Source organism: Collinsella aerofaciens, assembly GCF_039836695.1.
Classification (GTDB): domain Bacteria; phylum Actinomycetota; class Coriobacteriia; order Coriobacteriales; family Coriobacteriaceae; genus Collinsella; species Collinsella aerofaciens_BD.
In genome coordinates, this window is record NZ_JBDPAC010000009.1 from 36318 (window position 1) to 58536 (window position 22219).

The 22219-nt window shown below is 56.8% G+C and carries 19 protein-coding genes and 1 tRNA gene; 18 read left to right on the forward strand and 2 right to left on the reverse strand.

The annotated features are described in order from the left end of the window. Positions 1-76 precede the first annotated feature (76 nt). Both ABG996_RS05745 and glgB read right to left on the reverse strand, forming a co-directional pair. Positions 77-2503: a glycogen/starch/alpha-glucan phosphorylase gene (locus ABG996_RS05745; RefSeq protein WP_347479145.1), complete on the reverse strand. Its 2427-nt coding sequence runs from the start codon at positions 2501-2503 to the stop codon at positions 77-79. A 94-nt stretch (positions 2504-2597) separates the two neighbouring features. Beyond that, entirely contained in the window at positions 2598-4859 is a 2262-nt protein-coding gene (gene glgB / locus ABG996_RS05750) for a 1,4-alpha-glucan branching protein GlgB (protein WP_347479168.1), read from the reverse strand. A gap of 331 nt (positions 4860-5190) precedes the next feature. Here glgB and ABG996_RS05755 point away from each other — a divergent pair, with 331 nt between their 5' ends. The 18 genes from ABG996_RS05755 to ABG996_RS05845 all read left to right on the forward strand — a co-directional run bounded on the left by ABG996_RS05755 (position 5191) and on the right by ABG996_RS05845 (position 22190). Beyond that, on the forward strand, positions 5191-5880 hold the full coding sequence (locus ABG996_RS05755; RefSeq protein WP_347479147.1) for an HAD family hydrolase: 690 nt from the start codon (positions 5191-5193) through the stop codon (positions 5878-5880). 9 nt (positions 5881-5889) lie between these two features. Then, the gene (locus ABG996_RS05760) at positions 5890-6531 is read left to right on the forward strand and encodes a thiamine diphosphokinase (protein ID WP_347479149.1); all 642 of its coding nucleotides are present in this window, start codon (positions 5890-5892) and stop codon (positions 6529-6531) included. Positions 6532-6601: 70 nt separating this feature from the next. Next, positions 6602-6677, forward strand: a tRNA-Ala gene (locus tag ABG996_RS05765). Positions 6678-7450: 773 nt separating this feature from the next. Further along, entirely contained in the window at positions 7451-7996 is a 546-nt protein-coding gene (loaP, locus tag ABG996_RS05770; protein ID WP_347479151.1) for an antiterminator LoaP, read from the forward strand. Positions 7997-8062: 66 nt separating this feature from the next. After that, positions 8063-8812 carry a sugar transferase gene (locus ABG996_RS05775; protein ID WP_347479153.1) on the forward strand — a complete coding sequence of 250 codons (750 nt, stop codon included), beginning with the start codon at positions 8063-8065 and terminating at the stop codon, positions 8810-8812. 38 nt (positions 8813-8850) lie between these two features. Then, complete coding sequence (locus ABG996_RS05780) at positions 8851-10110, forward strand: nucleotide sugar dehydrogenase (RefSeq protein WP_347479154.1); 1260 nt, start codon at positions 8851-8853, stop codon at positions 10108-10110. 3 nt (positions 10111-10113) lie between these two features. Further along, complete coding sequence (gene pssD, locus ABG996_RS05785; protein ID WP_260699988.1) at positions 10114-10587, forward strand: PssD/Cps14F family polysaccharide biosynthesis glycosyltransferase; 474 nt, start codon at positions 10114-10116, stop codon at positions 10585-10587. 12 nt (positions 10588-10599) lie between these two features. Beyond that, a complete protein-coding gene (gene pssE / locus ABG996_RS05790) occupies positions 10600-11091 on the forward strand; it encodes a PssE/Cps14G family polysaccharide biosynthesis glycosyltransferase (RefSeq protein ID WP_347479155.1) in 492 nt (163 codons plus the stop codon). Then, positions 11088-11990 (forward strand): ATP-grasp fold amidoligase family protein, encoded by a 903-nt coding sequence (locus tag ABG996_RS05795; protein ID WP_260699986.1) that lies wholly within the window; start codon positions 11088-11090, stop codon positions 11988-11990. Before pssE ends, ABG996_RS05795 begins: the two co-directional genes overlap by 4 nt. Next, positions 11990-13075: a sugar-transfer associated ATP-grasp domain-containing protein gene (locus tag ABG996_RS05800; protein ID WP_347479156.1), complete on the forward strand. Its 1086-nt coding sequence runs from the start codon at positions 11990-11992 to the stop codon at positions 13073-13075. Before ABG996_RS05795 ends, ABG996_RS05800 begins: the two co-directional genes overlap by 1 nt. A gap of 2 nt (positions 13076-13077) precedes the next feature. Next, positions 13078-14268: a glycosyltransferase family 4 protein gene (locus tag ABG996_RS05805; protein ID WP_260699984.1), complete on the forward strand. Its 1191-nt coding sequence runs from the start codon at positions 13078-13080 to the stop codon at positions 14266-14268. A 337-nt stretch (positions 14269-14605) separates the two neighbouring features. Then, entirely contained in the window at positions 14606-15292 is a 687-nt protein-coding gene (locus tag ABG996_RS05810; RefSeq protein ID WP_347479157.1) for a glycosyltransferase family protein, read from the forward strand. Continuing rightward, positions 15289-16245, forward strand: coding sequence for a glycosyltransferase family 2 protein (locus tag ABG996_RS05815; RefSeq protein WP_260699982.1), 957 nt, complete (start codon positions 15289-15291; stop codon positions 16243-16245). The genes ABG996_RS05810 and ABG996_RS05815 overlap by 4 nt, the downstream gene beginning before the upstream one ends. After that, positions 16233-17564, forward strand: a complete 1332-nt coding sequence (locus tag ABG996_RS05820) for an O-antigen ligase family protein (protein ID WP_260699981.1) — start codon at positions 16233-16235, stop codon at positions 17562-17564. The genes ABG996_RS05815 and ABG996_RS05820 overlap by 13 nt, the downstream gene beginning before the upstream one ends. Continuing rightward, positions 17557-18762: a polysaccharide pyruvyl transferase family protein gene (locus ABG996_RS05825; protein WP_347479159.1), complete on the forward strand. Its 1206-nt coding sequence runs from the start codon at positions 17557-17559 to the stop codon at positions 18760-18762. Before ABG996_RS05820 ends, ABG996_RS05825 begins: the two co-directional genes overlap by 8 nt. Before the next feature lie 21 nt (positions 18763-18783). Continuing rightward, positions 18784-20319 (forward strand): lipopolysaccharide biosynthesis protein, encoded by a 1536-nt coding sequence (locus ABG996_RS05830; RefSeq protein WP_347479161.1) that lies wholly within the window; start codon positions 18784-18786, stop codon positions 20317-20319. Between the two features lie 514 nt (positions 20320-20833). Further along, complete coding sequence (locus tag ABG996_RS05840; protein WP_347479170.1) at positions 20834-20980, forward strand: hypothetical protein; 147 nt, start codon at positions 20834-20836, stop codon at positions 20978-20980. Continuing rightward, positions 20973-22190, forward strand: coding sequence for a Coenzyme F420 hydrogenase/dehydrogenase, beta subunit C-terminal domain (locus ABG996_RS05845; RefSeq protein WP_347479163.1), 1218 nt, complete (start codon positions 20973-20975; stop codon positions 22188-22190). The genes ABG996_RS05840 and ABG996_RS05845 overlap by 8 nt, the downstream gene beginning before the upstream one ends. Positions 22191-22219 lie beyond the last annotated feature (29 nt).

Below are 22219 nucleotides of genomic sequence, written 5' to 3' on the forward strand. Positions count from 1 at the left end.
CCCATTAGCGACGGGCGCGGCACTCGGTCGCGCCCGTCGAGTAATGCCGTGCTGGCATAAGGGAACTCGCGCGCCTTTAAGCGTGCCAGATCTCGTCGCGGTACTCGCGAATGGTGCGGTCGCTCGAGAACCAGCCCGAGGAGGCGGTGTTGAGCAGCGCCTTGCGGTTCCAGGTCTCCTGGTCGCCGTAGCTGCCGGTGAGCTTCTCCCACGCATCCACGTAGCTGCGGAAGTCTGCCATGACCAGGTCGGGGTCGTTGTTGTTCATGAGCTCGTTGTAAATGCTCTCGAAGTTGCCCGAAAGACCCGCAAAGGTGTTGTCCTTGAGCTCGTCCATCACGCGACCCAGGCGCTCGCGGTCGCCGTTGAGGGTATCCCACGCAAAGTAGCTGTTGGATGCCCAGAGCTGCTCGACCTCGGGAGCGGTCAGGCCGAAGATGGCCTCGTTCTCGCGGCCGGCCAGGTCGGCGATCTCGATGTTGGCGCCGTCGAGGGTGCCCAGCGTAATGGCGCCGTTCATCATGAGCTTCATGTTGGACGTGCCCGAGGCCTCCTTGCCGGCCGTGGAGATCTGCTCCGAGATCTCGGCGGCGGGGTAGATGAGCTGGGCGTTGCTCACACGGAAGTTGGGGATAAAGCAGACCTTCATGACCTCGTTGACGCGGGCATCGTTGTTGATGACCTCGGCGACGGAGTTAATGAGGCGGATGGTCTCCTTGGCGAAGGTGTAGCTCGAGGCGGCCTTGCCGCTAAAGATGAAGGTCGTCGGCGTCACGTGGAAGTTGGGATCGGCGATGCGACGGTTGTAGATGTCCATCACCTTCATGATGTTCATGAGCTGGCGCTTGTAGGCATGGAAGCGCTTAACCTGAACATCGAAGACGGTGTTGGGGTCAATGACCAGACCGGTCTCAGCCTTAACGTAGGCGGCCAGGCGCTCCTTGTTGGCACGCTTGGAGGCACCCACGGCCTTCAGGAACTCGGAGTCATTCTGGTACTCCTTGAGCTTTTCCAGCTCAAAGGCGTCCTTGAGCCAGCCGTCGCCAATGGCCTCGGTCACGAGCTTGGCATAGGTGGGGTTGGCCTCGGCAAAGAAGCGACGGTGCGAGATCCCGTTGGTCTTGTTGTTGAACTTCTCGGGCGACAGGGCATAGAAGTCCTTGAGCACGATGTTCTTGATGATGTCAGAGTGGATCTTGGCCACGCCGTTGACGCTATGGCTGCAGATCACGGACAGGTTGGCCATGCGAATCTCGCCGTCCCACAGGATGGCGGTCTGGCGCAGACGCTCCTGCCAGCCCTCCTGCGTGGTGTCGAACGACTCATGCCAACGACGGCTGATCTCGTCGATGATCTGATACACGCGGGGGAGGAGCTTGGAGAACGTGCCGATGGGCCACTTCTCCAGGGCCTCGGGCAGAATGGTGTGGTTGGTGTAACTCACGACCTGCGTCACGATGTTCCAGGCGTCGTCCCACTCGAGCTTCTTCTCGTCGATGAGGATGCGCATGAGCTCGGGGCCGCACATGGCAGGGTGGGTATCGTTGGTATGGATGGCCACAAACTGCGGCAGCAGCTCCCAGTTCGCGCCGTGCTCCTTCTCAAAGGTGTCGAGCAGGCTGTAGATACCGGCCGAGACAAACAGGTACTCCTGCTTCAGGCGCAGCAGACGGCCGTGCTCGCCGGCGTCATTGGGGTAGAGGATGGCGCTGATGGCCTCGGCCTCGGCGCGCTCGGCATCTGCCAGGGCGTAGTCGCCGCGGTTGAAGGCCTCCAGATCGAAGTGCTCCTCGACCGGCTCGGCGGCCCAGACACGTAGCTTGTTGACGGTCTCGCCGGCATAGCCCACGACGGGGATGTCGTAGGGAACGGCCAGGATATCCTGCGTGTCCACCGTACGGTAGAACGTGCGACCGCTCTCCTCAAAGCCCTCGACGCGGCCACCAAACTTAATGGTCACGGCCTTGTCCTGACGACGAACCTCCCAGGGATAGCCGTGGGTGAGCCACTCGTCGGTGGCCTCGACCTGGCTGCCGTTGACGATCTCCTGCTTAAAGAGGCCGTAGCGGTAGCGCATGCCGTTGCCGTAGCCGGCAATGCCCTCGGCTGCCATGGAATCCAGGAAGCATGCAGCCAGGCGGCCCAGGCCACCGTTGCCCAGCGCCGGATCGGGCTCCTGGTTCTCGATGACGGACAGGTCAAAGCCCATGTCATCGAGCGCCTCGGCGACCATGTCGCGCACGCCAAAGTTGAGCAGATAGTTGTCGAGCAGGCGGCCGATCAAAAACTCGATCGAGAAGTAGTACACGCGCTTCTTGCCCTCGGCGGCCGCACGGGCGTCGCTCTTGGTGGCAACGGTGCGTGCCTTCTCGGCCACGAGCTTGGCCAGGGCATTAAAGCGGTCAAGGTCGCTGGCGGCCTCGACGCTTTTGCCGCTAATGCTCATGACGGCATCGCGATAGAGCTCGGTAAACTCCTGCTTGTTGTCGAAGATCTTATTCATACGTTCCTTTCCCCCGGGGATGTTTCTCCCGGAACGGTTATGACTTGTATCCTACGCCCCCGCGGGGCGGGTGATTACAGCGGTAACGCCTTTGTTACGCTTTCTTGGCGGGAGCCTTAACAGCAGCTGCCTTGGCCTTGGTAGCGGCCTTTTTAGTGGCTGCCTTCTTGGCTGTGGTGGACTTGGCAGAAGCCTTGGCAGCGGGCTTGGCAGCCTTCGCCTTGGTCGGAGCCTTCTTAGCAGCCGCGACCTTGGGCTTCACCGAGGACGTGCGCTTGCGCGTTGTCTTCTTGGGCTCCTCGACCACGGGCGGCTTGTAGCTGCTGGGACCGCGGCGCTTAAGCACCACGCCTGCCAGACCGGGCACCTTAATCTCGATGGAGTCCATCTGCCCGTTCCAGGGATAGGGCTCGCTCGAGCAGGTGTAGGGCTCCTCGCCGGCATAGCCGCTGCCGCCAAACTCAGGACGGTCGGAGTCAAAGATAACCTCCCAGTCACCCTCACGCGGCACGCCCACGCGGAAGCTCTCGTAGCTCGCCGGGTCAAAGTTAATCAGGATCACCAGATCGTCATCGACGTCCTCGCCCTGACGCACAAAGCTCACGATGGACTGCTTGGAGTTGTCTGCGTCGATCCAAGTGAAGCCGTCGTCGGTGTAGCCGCGCTCGTACAGGGCGGGCTCGGCGGTGTACAGGTGGTTGAGCGCCTTGATAAACGCCTGATGATGCTTGTGAGTCTCGTACTCCTCGGTCAGGAACCACTGGATGGACTCGTAGTAGCGCCACTCAATAAACTGGCCGATCTCGTTGCCCATAAAGTTGAGCTTGGCGCCGGGGTGCGTCATTTGGTAGAAAGCCAGCGTGCGCAGGCCGGCAAACTGGCGCCACCAGTCGCCCGGCATGCGGCCGATGAGCGAGCACTTGCCGTGCACGACCTCGTCGTGGCTCAGCGGGCAAATGAAGTTCTCGGTAAAGGCGTACATGATGGAGAACGTGAGCAGCCCGTGGTTGCCGGGGCGCCACGGAAAATCGGTCTGCATGTAGTGCAGGGTGTCGTTCATCCAGCCCATGTCCCACTTGTAGTGGAAGCCCAGACCGCCGTCCTGCGGCGGATAGGTCACGAGCGGCCACGCGGTGGACTCCTCGGCCATCATCATCACGTCGGGGAAGTGGGCCTCCACGGCGCAGTTGACCTGGCGGATAAACGCGCTGGCGTCCAGGTCCTCCTCGGTTCCGTACTTGTTGAACTTCTTTTGACCCGGATCGTCGATGCCAAAGTTGAGGTACAGCATACTGGACACGCCGTCCATGCGAATGCCGTCCACGTGGAAGTTCTCGAGCCAATACAGCACGTTGGAAACCAGGAAGGAGCGGACCTCGCCGCGGGCGAAGTCAAACTTGTGCGTGCCCCAGTTGGGGTGAATCTCGTGCTCAAACAGCATGTGGCCGTTAAAGGTGGCAAGGCCGTGGGAGTCGGCGCAAAAACCGCCAGGCACCCAGTCCATGATCACGCCGATGCCCGCCTCGTGGCACGCATCGATAAAGTGCATGAGCTGCTGCGGATTGCCGTAACGCGACGTGGCGGCATAGTAGCCGGTCGTCTGGTAGCCCCAGGAGCCGTCGAAGGGATGCTCCATGAGCGGCATGACCTCGATATGCGTGTAGCCCATGTCGCGCACGTAGTCCACGAGCTCCACCGACAGGTCGTCGTAGGTGTAGAACTCGCCGCGCTGCGCGGGGAAGGGATCCATGGGACCGGGGTAGTTGCCGTATTCGTCCGGCTCGCCCTGCGGCGCGTCGCCGTGGCGCTTCCACGAGCCAATATGCACCTCGTAGATGTTGAGCGGCTGCGACATGTGGTTGTGGCCGGCGCGGCGCTTGAGCCACGCGGCGTCGTTCCACTGGTAGCCATCGAGGGTCCACAGCACGCTCGCGGTACCCGGAGGGCACTCGGCCTTAAAGGCGTACGGATCGGCCTTGTAGAGCTTCTCGCCCTCGTTGGTCTCGATGAGATATTTATAGAGTTGGCCCTGCTCGGCGCCAGGAATAAAGCCTTCCCAAATAGCGCTCGTATGCACGGGCACCAGCGGGTTGGCTTCCTCATCCCAGTCGTTAAATTCGCCAATGACATGGACGCTTTTTACGTCAGGCGCCCAAACGCAAAAGCGCCAGCCGCGCGTACGGTTCTGCGTGTCGGGATGCGCGCCCATCTTTTCCCAGCTGCGCTCCCACATACCAATGCCAAACAGGTAGACATCGTCCTTGGAGAGCTCCGGTGCGTGCGGAGCCGGTTTGCGGGTTGCGGGCTTTTTAGCCGTTGGCTTTAGCTTTGTATCGCTCACGTTTGATCCCATCATGACGCGGCAGCGTGTTGCCTTGGTGACTAGATGCGAAAGGTCCAAGGCTGCACGAATCGAAGGGACGGCGAAGTTTCTGTGATTCGTTCCACCTCGCGTGCTCGGTGGAACTTTCGGCAGAAACTACGATAACACCTGTGCGTTAGTTTTATGGACGAAAGCGGATTCGCGGGGACGTTTAATCGGTAAGCGACATGTTTATACCACTGGCAGAATTGACGTGATAAAACTCTTGACAGTTTTACCAATTTGGGTTTCAAAATTGTTTGGCTGACGTTTGGTAAAACGTTTTTAGCAGGATGTTTACCATTTGATATCGAAAGGTTCGTTTATGTCCCATACCGCCGCTCCCAAGGTTGCTTTTATTTTCGATTGCGACGGCACACTGGTTAATAGCACCCCCGTCTGGGCCTATGCCCAGCCCGAGTTATTGCACCGCCACGGGATTGACGTGAACGTGGATGACTTTGCCCAATTTGAGCACCTGTCGCTGGAGGATGAGTGCCAGGCTTACCACGACACGTGGGGCATTGGCGCGAATGGCGAGGAGCTGTATCGCGAGCTGGGCGAGATTTTGATTGATGGGTACTCCAAGGTGCCGCCGCGTGAGGGTCTCCTGGCATTTTTGGAGCAGGCGAAGACGTCGGGCATTGCCATGTGCGTAGCCACGTCCACGCCGGCCGAGCTGGTGCAGTCCGCGCTCGCTGGTGCCGGGCTCGACGCTTACATGGAGTTTGTTACCACGACGGGCGAGGCAGGACGCTCCAAGCAGTTCCCCGATGTGTATGAGCTGGCGCTGCGCCGCCTGGAAGAGCGCCATGGGCACAAGTTTGAGCGCGCATGGGTGTTTGAGGATGCTGTTTTTGGCCTAAAGAGTTCTGGCACCGCTGGCTTTAAGCGTGTGGGCATCTATGACCCGCACGGCCGCATGAAGCGCGACGACGTGCGCGCCAACTGCGATATCTTTATCGACAGCTACGAGGAGCTGGATCTGGCCCGCGTTCTTTCGTTTGAGGGATAGGCGAGGGCTGTGGCTTGCAAGGTATTAGTGGTCTGCGGCTCGCCCGTGGTGGCCAGCGCGGATCTGCTTCGCCAACTGGCGGGGGAGTGTAACCGCGTCGTCGCCGTGGACCGTGGACTCGACGCGCTGTTGGGCGCCGGCCTGGGCTGCGACGTGTATGTAGGAGATGCCGACACAGTGAGCGATGCAGGTCGCGCGCTGGTCGATGCCGCCACCGACTTTGAAGTTGAGCGCCATGATCCGTACAAGGACTATACCGATCTGGCGCTGGCGCTCGATTCCATCCGCCGTCGTTGGCCGGGTGCCGAAGTGGTTGCGACCTGCGCCACCGGCGGCCGTCCGGACATGGCGCTTTCCGTACTGGGCCTGCTCGCAGGCTACGATGACGCCCCAGTCTGGATTGCCGAGGACAAGGTGGTCGCCCGCATCCTCCACGCAGGCGAGTCGTGGACCATCGAGGGCGCCGAAAGCAAGACGTTCTCCATCATCGCCATAGCCCCCAACACCGAGGTAAGCGAACACGGCCTAGAATGGGAGCTAGACCACAGCCCCCTGGGCCTGCTGGCCGACACGGGCATTAGTAACGTCGTCAGGTCAGCAGCCACGATCCAAGTCCACACCGGAACCGCTATCGCTTATTTATATCAATAGGTATTTAGAATCTGACCCAAAAAAGTCCTTGCACGCCGCGCCAACTTCCCCTATAGTATCTCCTCGTCACGGGGGCGTAGCTCAGCTGGGAGAGCGCTTGACTGGCAGTCAAGAGGTCAGGGGTTCGATCCCCCTCGTCTCCACCATCGTGAATGTAAGGCCTTCGGAATTCCGAAGGCCTTTTTTCATGACAAAACACCATGCGCCACAAACCCCACCTACGCCAACAAAAAGTTGCACAAATTTTTTCCCATGTCTGTACATAGTTTGTTAGCCAAACGCGATTATCAGTGTAGATCGCCGTTCCATATGGGCTTCAGGAACGCGCCTAATCACCGTTAGCATCCCATTAACCTGCATTAACGTGAACAACATCCCAAAATAACCCCCTTAAGCACGCTAAATGAACGATATGTTGTCCAACGCAGCCCAAATCAGTTTCACTAACAGCTTGTGCTAAGATACCTAACGTTACATGAGTTCCACTGTGCTCGCGGCTCTAGCAAGCCACGCAGCGCAGGGTCGATCAGCATCCGGCCGTAACGGCGGTGCCAGAAACACCACGAGCTCCAATAATGATGTCATGCGACGTAGTTATTTGCATTCAGTTAGTTTTGAGATGCAAATAATTATTTAGCATGCCAAAGCGTAGCAGTTCTTCAGCTGTTTGCGTGCGGTCCAGTTTTGTTCCCGCTTGACTGGTTCGCACGCAGCCAGCTGGAGTCGCGGTCATTTTTTCGATACACGTCCGCGTCTCTAGCCACTGCGCTTATACATACCGTTCACGGTGGGGCAGAGCCACGTGCTTGTCTAACTGGGCTCAGGGTTTGAATATGGAGCGCCTTCGCGCACAAGCGCCCTGGCGTAGCCATACCCAAACCCCGTGAGCCACACGTAAGACAGCAAGGGGGTGGTGTTCGTGTGGTATGTGATCCAGGTCATTAACGGTCGCGAAGACGTAATGCGCGAGCGCATCGAGCGCATGGTGCCAGTGGGTGCCATGCAAGAGCTTTTTTATCCCCAATTTCAAACCGAGATTAAGGTTCACGGCGAATGGGTCAATACGACCAAATCGCTCTTTCCCGGTTATCTTATCTGCGACACGGCAGATCCCCGTACCGTGCAACAGTATCTGCTGCGCATGGACGACTTTGCCCGAGTGCTTTCCCAGGACGGTCAGTTTGTGCCGCTGGCAAAAGAAGAGGTCCAGCTTATTGGCGGCTTTACGCACAGGGGAGACCGCGTAGTGCCCATGAGCGAGGCCCTAAAAGACGGTGACCAGGTCGTTGTTACGGCAGGTCCGCTGCTGGGCCACGAAGGCCTTATCAAAACCATTAACAGACGCAAGAGCACTGCTTATTTGGAGCTCGACCTGTGCGGCCGACGCGTTACTACGCGCGTTGGCCTTGCCGTGCTTTCAAGTGAGCAGCGTGTCATGCGTAACCTAAAAAAGGCGATCGCCTAGCTGCTGGCGACCGCTACACAGAACAGGGAGGATCCCCGACCCGGGGACGAAGTCTTGGAAGAAAACGTGTCGGATAAAACTCAATTTGCAACGGATGCGCCCGTGGGGGCGGCGCTCATTGCTCAGGCCATGGACCGGCGTGAGGGCGCCGGCCGCTACAAGGCCATGCAATCCATCATGGACTGGGACCGCTCGCGCCTGGCTTACCGCGCCGTTAAGCGCGCGTTCGACATCGTGTTCAGCGGTGCCGCGCTCGTCTTCATCGCGATCCCAAGCCTGGTGCTGGCCGCGGCCAACCGCCTGGAAAGTGAGGGCAGCCCCTTCTACAGCCAGATCCGCGTGGGCCAGACCCGCCCCGACGGCAGCCTGACCACCTTCCGCATGTGGAAGTTCCGCTCCATGTACAAGGACGCCGACGAGCGCCTCGCTGAGCTCAAGGAGCAAAACGAGATCGCCGGAGCCATGTTCAAGATGAAGGAGGACCCCCGCGTTACCAAGATCGGCAGGTTCATCCGTAAGCACTCCATCGATGAGTTCCCGCAGTTCCTGAACGTTTTCCTTGGGCAGATGTCCGTCGTGGGCCCCAGACCGCCGCTGCCGAACGAGGTCGCGGAGTACACGGAGTACGACCTACAGCGCTTGGCCGTGAAGCCGGGCATCACCGGATGGTGGCAGGTTACCGATCGAAACTCAACTGGTTTCGACGGCATGGTCCGCCGTGACCTCGAGTACATAGCAAAACGCGGGATCATCGCAGACCTCAAGATCGTCCTCCTCACGGTTCTTGAGGTCTTCAGCGGGAGCGATGCGTACTAATGCCTAACTTTAATACCCGATCCGAATCGGAGAAGAAAATGAAGATCGCTGTCGCCGGTACCGGCTACGTCGGCCTGTCCCTTGCCGTCCTGCTCTCGCAGCACAACGAGGTGCACGCGCTGGACATCGTTCCCGAGAAGGTCCAGAAGATCAACAATTTCGTGTCGCCCATCCAGGACGACGAGATTGAGCGATTCCTGGCGGAGGCCGAGGCGGGGGAGCGCGAGCTCGACCTTCACGCCACCGTCGACGTGGCCGAGGCCTACACCGGCGCCAACTACGCCGTCATCGCCACGCCCACCAACTACGATTCGGACAGGAACTTCTTCGACACGAGCTCCGTCGAGGCCGCCATCGCCGCCGTGCGCTCGGTGAACCCGGACGCCTGGATCGTCATCAAGTCGACCATCCCCGTCGGCTACACCGCGGGCCTGCGCGAGAGGCTGGGCGACAGCAAGATCTTCTTCAGCCCGGAGTTCCTGCGCGAGAGCAAGGCGCTCTACGACAACCTGCACCCCAGCCGCATCGTGGTCGGTGCGCCCAAGGACGACCCCGAGGCCGTCGCGGCCGCCGAGAAGTTCGCCGGCCTGCTCGCGCAGGGCGCCGACCCCGCCGAGCTGGAGCGCGTGAACGCCGACGGCACCGTGGGCATCCCGGAGCTCGTGCTGGGCACCACCGAGGCCGAAGCCGTGAAGCTCTTCGCCAACACGTACCTGGCGCTGCGCGTGGCCTACTTCAACGAGCTCGACACCTACTGCGAGGTCCGCGGCCTCAACACCCGCGACGTCATCGACGGCGTGTGCTTGGAGCCACGCATCGGGTCGCACTACAACAACCCCAGCTTCGGCTACGGCGGCTACTGCCTGCCCAAGGACACCAAGCAGCTGCTGGCCAACTACAGGGACGTGCCCCAGAACCTGATCGAGGCCATCGTGGAGGCCAACCGCACCCGCAAGGACTTCGTGGCCGACGAGGTGCTGCAGATGGTGTGGGACCGCGTGTACGAGGGCAAGGAGAAGCCGGTCGTGGGCGTGTACCGCCTGACGATGAAGTCCAATTCCGACAACTTCCGTGCGAGCTCCATCCAGGGCGTCATGAAGCGCGTGAAGGCCAAGGGCGTGCCCGTGGTGGTCTACGAGCCCACGCTCGACGCGCCGGAGTTCTTCGGTTCCGAGGTGACCCACGACCTGGGGGCCTTCAAGGCCGGCTGCGACGTGATCGTCGCCAACCGCTGGAGCGACGAGCTCGCGGACGTGGCGGACAAGGTTTATACGCGCGATTTGTTTAAGAGGGATTAGTTCATGACGAGGTGTCGCAAGGACATAAAAGTGTGCTTTGCTGCGTCATCTGGTGGGCATCTGGAGCAGTTACTTGAGCTTAAGCCTTTGATGGAGCGCTACGACAGTTTCATCCTCACCGAGAAGACTGCCTACGATGCCAAGCTGCCCGTGCGGGCTCGCTATGTGCGCCAGGTGAATCGACACGAGGCAAGCTTTCTTCCTCGAATGATTGTCAATGCCGTGACGTCTCTACGTTATTGGCTCACTGAACGCCCCGACGTGATTGTGTGCACGGGGGTACTGGCCACCATCCCGTTTTGCCTGATCGGGCATGCAATGGGCGCCAAACTTGTGTATGTCGAGTCTTTCGCGAAAACTGACTCACCAACCATGACGGGAAAGCTGCTGAGTAAACGCGCCGATCGCTTTTACGTGCAGTGGGAGTCGATGCTATCCGTGTACCCTAATGCCCGCTTTGTCGGTGGCGTGTACTAGGGAGGCTGTCGCATGATTTTCGTTACCGTAGGCTCCCAGAAGTTCCAATTCGACAGATTGATCAGGGCGGTAGATGCTCTCGTTGCTAGCGGTGTTGCTGGGGATGGAGCTTTTGCTCAAACGGGTGTATGCACTTACATTCCTGAGTATTTGGAACACGAGGCATTTCTCGATCGCGATTCCTTCCGCATTCATATGGATGCTTGCGATGTCGTGGTAACCCATGGAGGCACTGGCGCCATCATCGGCGCCGTTAAGGACAACAAGAAAGTCATCGCTGTTCCGCGTCTAGCAAAATACGGCGAACATGTGGATGATCACCAGATCGAGATTGTTCGACAGTTCGGGGACATGGGTCTGATCGAGCCGTGTATGGACCCGACCGACCTGCCCGCCGCTTATGCGCGGGTGCTTTCCAAGGATTACCTGCCCTACAAGAGCAACGCGGCGCGATTCTGCGCCGACCTTTCTGATTACATCGATGGCGTTGGAGGCGTGCGATGAAACTAAAGAAAAGATTCGCGCTTTCTCTGAGGAACAACTTGCGTTTTATCCCCGATGAGGTATTTATACGCATGTGCTTCAAAGCAAAGCTGCACTATAAGCTCGATCTTGATCATCCCAAGACCTTTAATGAGAAGCTACAGTGGTGCAAACTGCATTATCACAATCCAGTCTTGACCACACTTGTTGACAAGTATGACGTGCGATCCTTTGTCAGGGAGCGTATCGGCGATGAATACCTTGTGCCGCTTTATGGCGTCTACGATTCGGTGGAAGATATCGACATTGATGAGTTGCCGGAAAAGTTCGTGCTGAAGTGCACACACGACTCGCAGAGCACAATCGTGTGCACAGATAAATCCAGATTCGATTTTGAGGTCGCCAAGAAACGCCTACGCACCGCGCTTCAACGGAACTGGTACTGGCAGGGTCGGGAGTGGGCCTACAGGGATATAACGCCTCGTGTGGTGGCCGAGGCATACCTTGACGAACCGGGTAGGCAGACCCCGACCGACTATAAGTTCTACTGCTTCGACGGAAAGGCGGCACTCGTGCAGACCGATGCCGACCGCTTCACAGCGCACGACATGCAGTATTTCACTCCATGCTGGGAACAACGTGGAGACATTAATCACGAAGTGTCCAATCGTAAACCTACCGAAAAGCCCGAGAACTACGAATTGATGCTCAGGCTTGCCGAGACGTTGGCGGAGGGTCTTCCGCACGTACGAGTTGACCTTTACAACATCGCGGGCAAGCCTTTCTTCGGCGAGATGACTTTTTACACTGGGGGCGGTTTCGATCCCTTCTACGCTGATGAGGAGCAGCCGGATGGGCTCGATTGCGAACTGGGGAGCAAGATGGAGTTGCCAAAGACCACTACTACTGGAGCATGTTAATGAAAGACAAGTTCTTCTCTGTTCTATACTCACTTTACCTCTCGATCTATCGCTTTGTCATGCGGCAGGTCTACATCTGTATCGACCGGGACAGGGCCAAAGGCTGCGCACCCATCAAACCTGAGGAAAAGCGCGCCATCTACGACTACTGGAAGCGCTACGGGCTGAAGCCGAAACTCGACGACTATCGTCTTTACGCGGACCGCGGACTTAAGCCCGAACCAGGCCTGATCTCCACGGAAATCTGGACGGAGATCATAGAACCAAACCACAACGCACTTAAGTACTGTGGGGCCTTCACTGATAAGAATTATTTCGACCTTGTGCTGGGCAGGGAGAATACGCCCGACACGGTCGTGCGCTGCATCTCGGGCAGCCTACTTGACGGTGAATACCGCCCTGTGACTGCACAGCAAGCGGCAGATTTACTCGCGAAAAATTCCAACTATATTTTGAAGCCGACCATCGAGTCCGGTGGCGGACGTGGCGTTTCCAAGGTGAGCGGCGCCTGCATGGATGCTGAGCAAATCGAGCGGGCTCGAGCTGACTTCGACGGCAACTTCTGCGTTCAGGAGATCTTCAAGCAGCACAAGTTCCTTCAGTCCTTCAACCCAACCTCGGTGCAGTCCGTGCGCGTTGTGTCGGTTTTCCTCGACGGCAAGGTTGACATTCTGTGTGCCTCTATGAGGATGGGCAAGGCCGGCAGCGTCGTGGACAACTTCGTTTCCGGTGGCTACGCGGTGAGCATCGATGTGGAAACTGGCGCAATCGGCGGCAAGCTCGTAGACCATGACATGAAAGTCTACACTGCCCAGGAGGCTGGAATGAAGAGGAGCGGCGAGCGCATTCCGTTCTGGGAGGACGCGAAACAACTCGTGTGCGACCTGCATCCGAGGCTTGCCCATTTCGGCATCATCAGTTGGGATGTCACCCTCGATGAGTCGGGCGTCCCTAAGATTATTGAATACAACCTCATCGACTCCCTCATCGATTGGCACCAGATCTTTATCGGGCCGATTCTTGGCGACAAGGAGGCTGAGCTTCTCCCTAAGCTTCTCAAGAAAAACCCCTACCTTCAGGCATGATGATGAAGCAGCTTGTAATTCTAGCCAACAAATATCCAAACGAGTTCGACCCGAACATTAATGTTTTCACGCAACAGACCGCGTGGACCTTTGCTGATCTGGGGTACGAATGCGTTGTGGTGTGCCCCTCTGCGGTCAACTTGAATAAGACCAACCGGAAGCTGCCCCTAGAGACCGTTGAGATGACCGAGCAAGGTAACAACGTTCGCATTGTGCGCCCCCGCTACCTGAGCATGGGCCAAAGGCCTGGTCCCCTCAACAAACAGCGTGTCAGTTTTACCGTGTCGAACTATGTTGGTGCTGCAAACAAGGCCTTGCGCGATTTCTCCATCGACCCTGCGTTGTTCTTCGGGGAGTTCCTTTGTCCTTGCGGCGTTGCCGCAGCGAAGCTCAGTAAGACGACCGGAGTCCCCTCGTTCTTCCAAAGTGGCGAAGGCCTTTATTTTGGCGATCGGTATTTTGGCAACGATGCGTTGGCCAAAGTCTTCGACTCGCTATGCGGAGTCGTGGCTGTTTCACAGAACAACAGGGATTACCTGCTCCATGCTGGAGTTGTCAAGCCGAAGCAGGTCTTAATTTCCCCGAATGGCTGCCGCGGTGATCGCTTTTACCCTCGCGATAAGAAGGCTTCTCGACGCTTACTTGGATGGGATGAAAACGCTTTCGTCGTGGGTATGGTGGGAAGGCTCGAGACGGAAAAGGGCCCCTTGCGTCTGAAGCAGGCGGCTGAAAGCCTCGACGCTGTATATTTTGCTTGTGCGGGTAAAGGCCCGCAGGATCCCTCGTGCGAGCGGTGCTTAAATGCTGGGCCGGTTGATAATAGCGAGTTGCCGATTTTCCTGAGCGCTTTGGACGCCTTTGTCCTTCCCACGCAAATCGAAGGATGTTGTACGGCTATTGTCGAGGCGATTAGCTGCGGACTACCCATCATTTCTGCTGATCGGAGCTTTAACTACGACATATGCGGGGATGACAACTCGATTCTCGTCGACCCCGATGACATAAATGCGATTGCCACCGCTATTGCCCGGCTTCGTGACGACGGCGAGCTGCGCGCCCGTTTGGCCCAGGGGAGCCTTGACAGGGCTCCGAGACTCGAGCTGCGTAAACGCGTCGCTTCGATCGCAAACTGGATGGACATGATGACCAACGGCGCGTTAGCAACCTGTAAGGTGGGGGCCGTAAATGTCTAGTACTTATGTGCCTAATACTTGGGTTGAGACTTATGAAGACAACGGACTCGTTACCGACTGGTATATCCAGTCAATCGGAGAGACGTTTTCTGACATAGGGGCTAACGTTCGATATGTCCCTGACTGCATACATAGTGGAGACCCTAAACGAGATCTGTATTTTGTCTCTGAGGCAAAGTCAGCGGCACTCCTAGTTGCCAGAGGTTGCAAGCACTTAGTTTATTGGGCTCAGGGGATTGCGCCCGAGGAGGACTATCTACGGTTCGGCAGCAAGGCGCGCCGATTTGCTCTTAGCGTTTGCGAGAAGACCGCACTTAGGCATGCGAGGCGCGTGTTCATGGTTTCCGACGCCATGCGCCGTCATTTCGAGGGGAAATACCGTGTCGATCTTGCGTCGAAAACGTTCGTTGCACCGTGTTGCAACGAGGTGCTGCACCCTGAATCCTTCTTGTCCCCGGGTAAGTACAGGCACCCTGTCTTCACCTATGCGGGCGGTCTGTCGAAGTACCAGTGCATTGACGGTATGCTCGAGCTATTCGCCGACATCCAGGTGAGGATTCCCGATGCAGAGCTGCTGTTCTATACATGGGATACTGATCAGGCAAACGAGCTCGTCACGGAGTACGGCCTATCCAACGTAACCGTCGCCAGCAAGAAACAGGATGAACTTCCGGCTGCTCTTTCACGAGCGAAGTATGGTTTTGTTATCCGTGACGACATTGCTGTGAACCGCGTTGCCACTCCGACGAAGATTTCCACCTACATGGCTAACGGCGTCATACCCGTTGTGAGCAGTTGCGTGGAGGGCTTCGCCGAAGCCTCGACTGGACTTGAGTACGCAATCTGTTGCTCCGACGACGACATGGTCAGGGCGATTTGCGACATGGAGAGCCGCGGGATTGCCGCGGACGAAATATTGGACGAGTACCACGGATTCTTTGACGGGTACTTCGACCTTGAGAAGAAGCGGAACGCCATGAGGAAGTTCTTGGAGCCTGTGGTGTTCGATATGGGGTTTAGATGACATTGGAACAAGATTGTGGCCTTGCTGAAAGCGGTGAGCGGCTCCTAGGCTTCGTCATATTAAATTTCAACGGGGCTGACGATACGCTTTCCTGCGTTGAGTGCTTTCCCGTAGCCGCTCGCGGCATTAAACTCTTCGTTATTGACAACGCCTCCACGGACGGTTCCTTTGAGCGCTTGGAGCGCAGCGAGACCTTGGCTGCCCGCGACTACTGTGAGCTTATCCAGTCGGGCGGCAACTTTGGATATGCGGGTGGAAACAACGTCGGCATTAGGCGCGCACTTGCCTGCGATTGTACGCATGTCTGCGTGCTTAACAATGATACGATTGTCGATCCCGTCGAGTTGGCTAAGCTTGCCGACTACCTTGACTCCGATAAAGACTGCGCCTTCGTGGGTCCGGTGCTTTTGGAGAGTGACTGCACGGGGCGCACCGTGCAGTCCGCCGGGGCGAGCATCAATTTGTGGACCGGCGACGTCTCCGTCCGCTCAGGCGGCGTGCCCCGAGAGACCCTCTCTGGCGCGTTTGTCTGTGATTACATCGGCGGCGCCTGTATCATGCTTCGCGCCTGCGACGTGGAGAAGCTCGGACTTATCCCCGAGTGCTACTTCCTGTTCTTTGAAGAGACCGAGTGGTGCCTGCGCGCCAAACGTATGGGGCGCACGGTAGTTTGTTGCGCCGATGCCTCAATCGTGCACAAGGGTTCTGCCTCCATCCATAAGGTTGGGGGTCTTTCGGGCTACTTGCTTACGCGCAACACCATGCGCTTCGAGTCACGCAACGCCTCCAAGCTGCAGTGTTTCATTTGCTTCGTGTACAACGCACTCTATTTCGTGGCAAAGTCCTTCGTTCGCCATGATGGTTCTGCTAAGCGTATCTGCTTTCTAATCGATGGCATACGCGACGTCGTTCGTGAGCCTTATCGTGGGATGGTGAGGATATGCGGGAAGTAAACCGTCTTTTTCCGGACGAATCGATTACGAAAAATAGCGGATACGAATCCTCGGGCATTCTCAGGTTTTTGCTTTTGCTTTCATTTGTACTGGACGCGCGCTTAGCCTGCGTTGTCTCTTTGCCTGGATTTTTTGGAAAGTGGACTTCAACAAACTGGGACAAGGAGCTTGTGTGCGTAGCAGCTTTTGTTGTTTTTGCCCTGTATTTCGTTCGCTATAAAGATCTCGTCTTGAAGAAACTCGACTGCTTCTTACTTATTTACCTCCTTTGCCTATTAACTGTATGTGCTGTTGAGGTCGTCTACTCCATGAAGATTATGGGCAGCCCCTTCAGTGCCTCAATCAAGGCCTCTGAAGTGGCGTTTTTCATCCTTGCTCTTCCTCTTCTAGTTCAGATGGTTGTTGACGGTTCCTATCGAAAAATGATGGATTGGTTAACGGTAATTGCTACGGTTTGCGCCGTCGCCATGCTTTTGCAGAGTTTTTTCTATTCTGTAACCGGTGGGATACTTTTCAGCGCCATGACCAACACAAGCGGAGCTGACGTTTCTATTCGTGACTTCGGTATCAGGTTCAGTCCTCCTGGCGGTTTGATGACCTTCGCGACGATATATGCGGCCATCTCCGCCGTATTTTTGAGTAAAGAAAAGCGCAATAGATTGCCTTACATCGTTTGTACCGTGCTTCTTATCTTGGCCATTGTCGTCGTTTACCAAACCAGGATGGAGGATATCGCGCTTATCGGTTCCCTGCTGCTCGGCACAGTTATATGCGCTGAGAGCGGCAGGCTATCCAAGGGTATCAAAAAGCTTCTTGTCATCCTGCTCGTTGTCCTAATGTTTTGCATGGGTTTTTTTGAGAGTTTCATTGCCTCTTTCAGCTCGACGGATACCGTCTATTCCGGCAGCGCCTCTATCAGAGCGTATGCATATTCCTACTACTTTGAAATGTTCTTGAGGTACCCGCTACTTGGCTTCGGCTCTCTTCCTTCAACTTCGTCGCTCCTCCATGGTAACGGAACCGCCTATATAAGCGATGTCGGAATAGTGGGCTTAGCAGCGCAATGGGGACTTCTCTTCGTTGTTCTCTACCTTATTTTCTTCTGGAGGATGATTTCTGTTTACCGAAACACCAGAGGAGATGTTGGCGGCCTTGAGAGGGCTCTGATGCTAACAATGATCATATACCTGCTCTTTACGAGCGCCACGCTTTGCTGCTATTCGCCGGCTCTTGGAATCAGGGTCGTTATCGCGTTGGCCTTATTCGAGCTATTGAATTTTCAAATCGAAGAGAGACGAAAGGCGGTTCACGATGCCTAACATCGTTTTATCCGGTGCCGTGCTTAACTCGGACAATCTGGGCTGTGTAGCCTTGACGTACTCTGCGGTAAAGATTCTTAACGAGGTCGCGACTCGATGGGACACGAATTTCAGCTATACGATTCTCGAGCTTTCTTACGACAAAGAGGAGTGCGAGCGCTCCCGCAGGCTCATGTGCGACAGGCTTGGCATCTCTGCTTCCTCCGTAGAGGTGATCCCGATGGGCTCTTCGATGAGTATTAAGGCTAAGGTTAGGCACTGCCTGGAGAACCGAGCCATGCGCTCGCGCATAAAAAGCTCCTTTGCGCTCTTCGACCTGACTGCCGGCGATAGCTTTTCGGATATCTACGGTATGGAGCGCCTGGAGCGCTATGCCGAGCCCATGGACTACGCCGTCAGATGCGGCACGCCCCTTATCCTGGGGCCACAGACGTTCGGACCCTTCAAATCTGTCGAGGGGCGAGCACTCGCCAAGCGCGTCTTCAGCGCGGCCGCGCTGGCCGTGGCGCGCGACGAGCTTTCGGCCCAGTGCTTCGAGGAGGTCTGCGGCAAGACCGCGTCCGTGTCGACCGACCTGGCTTTCGGCCTGCCGTTCGACGCAGAAGCTTTGAAGCTTCCTCATACTGATGCGCCTCGTGTGGCGCTTAACGCCTCTGGGCTTCTCTACGATGACTCCCTTGAGAACACAGTGAAGGCCTTTGAGTTAAGGGTCGATTACCGAGTGTTTGTCCATCGCGTTATCGAGGGGCTGCTAGAAAACGGCTGCGAAGTACACTTGGTACCCCATGTGGACGCGGACATAGCTGTGAACCGCGTTCTCTCCGAACGCTATCCGAGCGTCATTGCTCATGCTTTTGCGGACACCCCTGTCGATGCCAAGAACCTTATCTGCCAGATGGACCTTCTGATCGGTTCGAGAATGCACGCCACCATCGCCGCGCTTTCTTCCGGAACCGCCGTGGTTCCCGTCGCCTACAGTAGGAAGTTCGAAGGGCTGTTCGGCGGCGTGGGCTACAAGCACGTCGTTGACCTCGCGTCGTGCACGACCGACGAAGCCGTCTCCGCAGTTCTCGACGCCGCTCGATCGCGCGAAGTGCTTGCTTCCGAAGCCGCGCGAGCCCGCGCTACCGCCGATGAAAAACTGAATGTTGCGCGGGACGCCCTTACCGCCTGCTTGGGCGGCCTCCTGAACCGTTAACGTACGTTGTTTGGATAGTAGATGTCTGAGACGAAAGAAGTTAGTAGAAGCCAATACGTTGTGAGGAACACCGCCGTCACGCTTTTGACTCAACTTGTCAAGAATTTGCTGGGTTTTTTGTCGCGCACCGCTTTTATCTGGGTTCTCGGCAAGGAGCTGCTCGGCATCAACAGCCTCTTCACTGAAATCCTCACAATGCTCTCGTTCGCCGAGCTGGGTATTGGAAACGCGTTTGTCTATAGTCTGTACAAGCCACTGGCGGAGCGTGACAACGCGAAGCTCGGCTCCCTCATGCGCCTCTATGCTAAAGCGTACAAGGGAATCGGCTTGCTTATCGGCGTTCTCGGCCTATGTTTGCTCCCGTTCCTGAAGATGCTTGTGGGAGACGTGGCGGTGGACGACTCGTTGCTCTACACGATTTTCCTTATGTACGTCTTTAACACTGCTGTCTCTTACTTCTTTGTGTACAAGACATCGCTTATTGTGGCTGACCAAAAGAATTACATCGTTCTTATCGCGCAAGAAGGCTTCCATGCCGTTCAGGTCGCCGTTCAGGTAGCCATTCTTCTCCTGACGGGCAACTACGTGCTTTTCATGGCCATAACCGTCGCCTGCACTATCGGAACAAACGCCTTCCTCGCTCACAAAGCTGACAAGATGTACCCCTTCCTGTTGGAAAAGACTGTCAAACCGCTCTCTGTCGAAGAGCGCAATGAGATCGTTGCCAACGTCAAGTCGCTTGTTGTCTACAAGTTGGGGTCTACCGTCCTCGGCGGCACGGATAGCATCTTTATCTCCGCAATCATCAATGTGGTTACTGTCGGTTTCTACAGCAACTATAAGCTTCTCGTCGATCTTTTCACATCCCTTGGCTCGCAAGTCGTGAGCTCCATCACCGCGAGTGTTGGAAACGTCAACGCTTCGGAGGGCAAAGAGCGTAAAGAGGCTATCTTTGACGGCTTGCTTTGTGCTAGCGCTTGGTTTTTCGGCCTTTCAGCCGTCGGGCTTCTACTGCTCTCGAATGATTTCATCAGGTTGTGGGTCGGCACGGACTACGTGCTCGACATTACCTCGGTCGCGGCGATCGTAGGAGCTTTCTACGTGAACAACATGCACCACGCTTGCTTTGTGTATCGCAACACAGCTGGGCTATTCGTATACGGCAAGTATATCCCAGTCATTGCCTCGGTCCTCAACATCGGTTTGGATGTGGCTCTAGGGATGTGGATCGGTCTGCCCGGCATCTTTCTGGCGACAATCATCGCTCGCATGCTCACCTACGAGATTGTAGACCCATTGATTATCTACAGGCGAGTGTTCGGAAAGAGCGTGCTCGCTTACTACGGGAACTATCTGAAATATACTGCGATCGTTGCGGCGGCGGGTGTCGCCTGCTGGGCCGTATTGAGTGTCATTCCCGTCGGCAGCTGGCTCGGCTTTGCCGTGAGTTGCGTAGCCATCGGCATTGTCTACTGCGTCGCGTTCTGCTTGCTGTCGTTCAAAACAAATGGATTCGGTGTACTGCGAGGCTTCGCGAGGCGCATTGTCATCAGATAATCATCTGATTTGATTGGAGTCTATTCAGTGATGGACAAGTACTCGCTGCCCCTGGTAGGAGAGAGACTGTACAGGAGAGACGTGGCCTCAGAAGGCGGTCAGAAGACCTCGATTCTTGCTCGCCGCCGAACATGGGAGAACTATCGCGTCAAGGTGGGGATGCACACCTACGGGAGTTGCTTCGACGCTACGTTTAACGTCGGCGGGGCATCGGTCTCCGTGGGCCGCTATTGCTCTATTGCACAGAGGGTCAGTTACTTTGGCGCCTCGCACCCCATTGAGCGCGCCGTGATGTCCCCTTACTTCTACAATCGTGCCTTTGCTGGCCTCGACGTCGATGACGTATTGAGGGCGTCGCTCGAGATCGGAAACGATGTCTGGATTGGAAACGGAGCACTTATCATGCCCGGATGCTCTCGAATCGGAAATGGCTCTGTGGTCGGGGGGGTCCATTGTCACGCATGATGTGGAACCTTATTCGATTGTCGTCGGTAACCCCGCGCGGGTGCTGCGCATGAGGTTCGACAAGGATACCTGTGACGCGCTTGAGAAATCGCGCTGGTGGGAACTCGAGCCCAATGAACTAATGGACTTCTACGATTTGATGCACGACCCGGCCGCATTCGCGCAGGCCATCATGGACGGAAGGCGAAATGACTAACAACGTGGACAAGACGCAGCCGAAATCCGCCGGGCTGGGGCTTGAACAGATTCGAGCCCTATGCTTGGGTTGCGGTGCCTGCGCAAGCATGGTCGGGCTTCAGATGGTGGAGGACTCCCGTGGTTTCTTCCGTCCGCCAACAGATGCCGTCGACGAGAACTGCAATAAATATTGCCCTGTGGCGACCTTACCCATAAAGTATGACGAAAACCCTTGGGGCGAGACGCTCTGCTCCTTCTTGGGCTGGTCTAACGACCCCGATGTGCGCCGCAACGCCTCTTCTGGCGGCGTCATAACCACCTGCCTGTGCTATCTGTTGGATGCGGGGCTTGTGGACGCGGTCATGCAGGTTGGACCTGACCCTAACGACCCGCTTTTCTCTGAGGTTCGCTTTAATGAAACTGCGGAAGGGGTTAAGGCGTGCTCGGGATCACGCTACGTTTCCTCCCCTGCGCTTTCGAGAATTTCTGAGGCCGTTTCGTCCGGCCGGAGGTTCGCGGCCGTAGGTAAACCCTGCGACATACGTGCTCTTCGTAACCTCGTGGATTCCGATGAGCGCTATGCCGATACGTTCCCCTATCTATTCTCATTCTTCTGCGCCGGCCTTCCGAGCAAGAATTCTGTCAAGCGCCTTGATGGACAGCTTAATCCTGAGGGGAAGAAGTTGTCTTCTTTCCGCTATCGCGGTAATGGCTGGCCAGGCTACGCCACTGAGAGCTTCGAAGGGGGCGGAGAGGCCAGCATGACCTACGACGATTCCTGGGGGAAGATTCTCGGCCGCGATCTGGAAGGCTATTGCCGCTTCTACTTCGATGGGCTAGGGGAGTATGCCGACGTGTCTGCAGGAGACGCTTGGTACCGCCTTCCCAGCGGAAAACCAGATTTCTCCGAGCATGAAGGGAGAAATGTCGTTTTCGGGCGGACAAAAAAGGGGCAGGAGATGCTGCGGGCAATGGATGCCGCCGGACTGCTTCAGCTCGAGGAGTTTCACGACTGGGATTACTTGCGCGGAATCCAGGCGCGGCAGTTCGAGCGCAAGACTACGCTCGCCGCGAATCTGAAGATCCTGCGCCTCACAGGCCGCAAGACCGTAACAGCAGACATGGCGGAGCTCGGGCGATATTCCAAAGCCTTCCCGCTTAAAGAAAGACTCATGTATGCGAAGGGCCTTCTAGGGCGAATCGTTAAAGGCAAGATTTCCGTACCGTAGGCTAGACGAAAAGCACCGGAGGCGAGAAC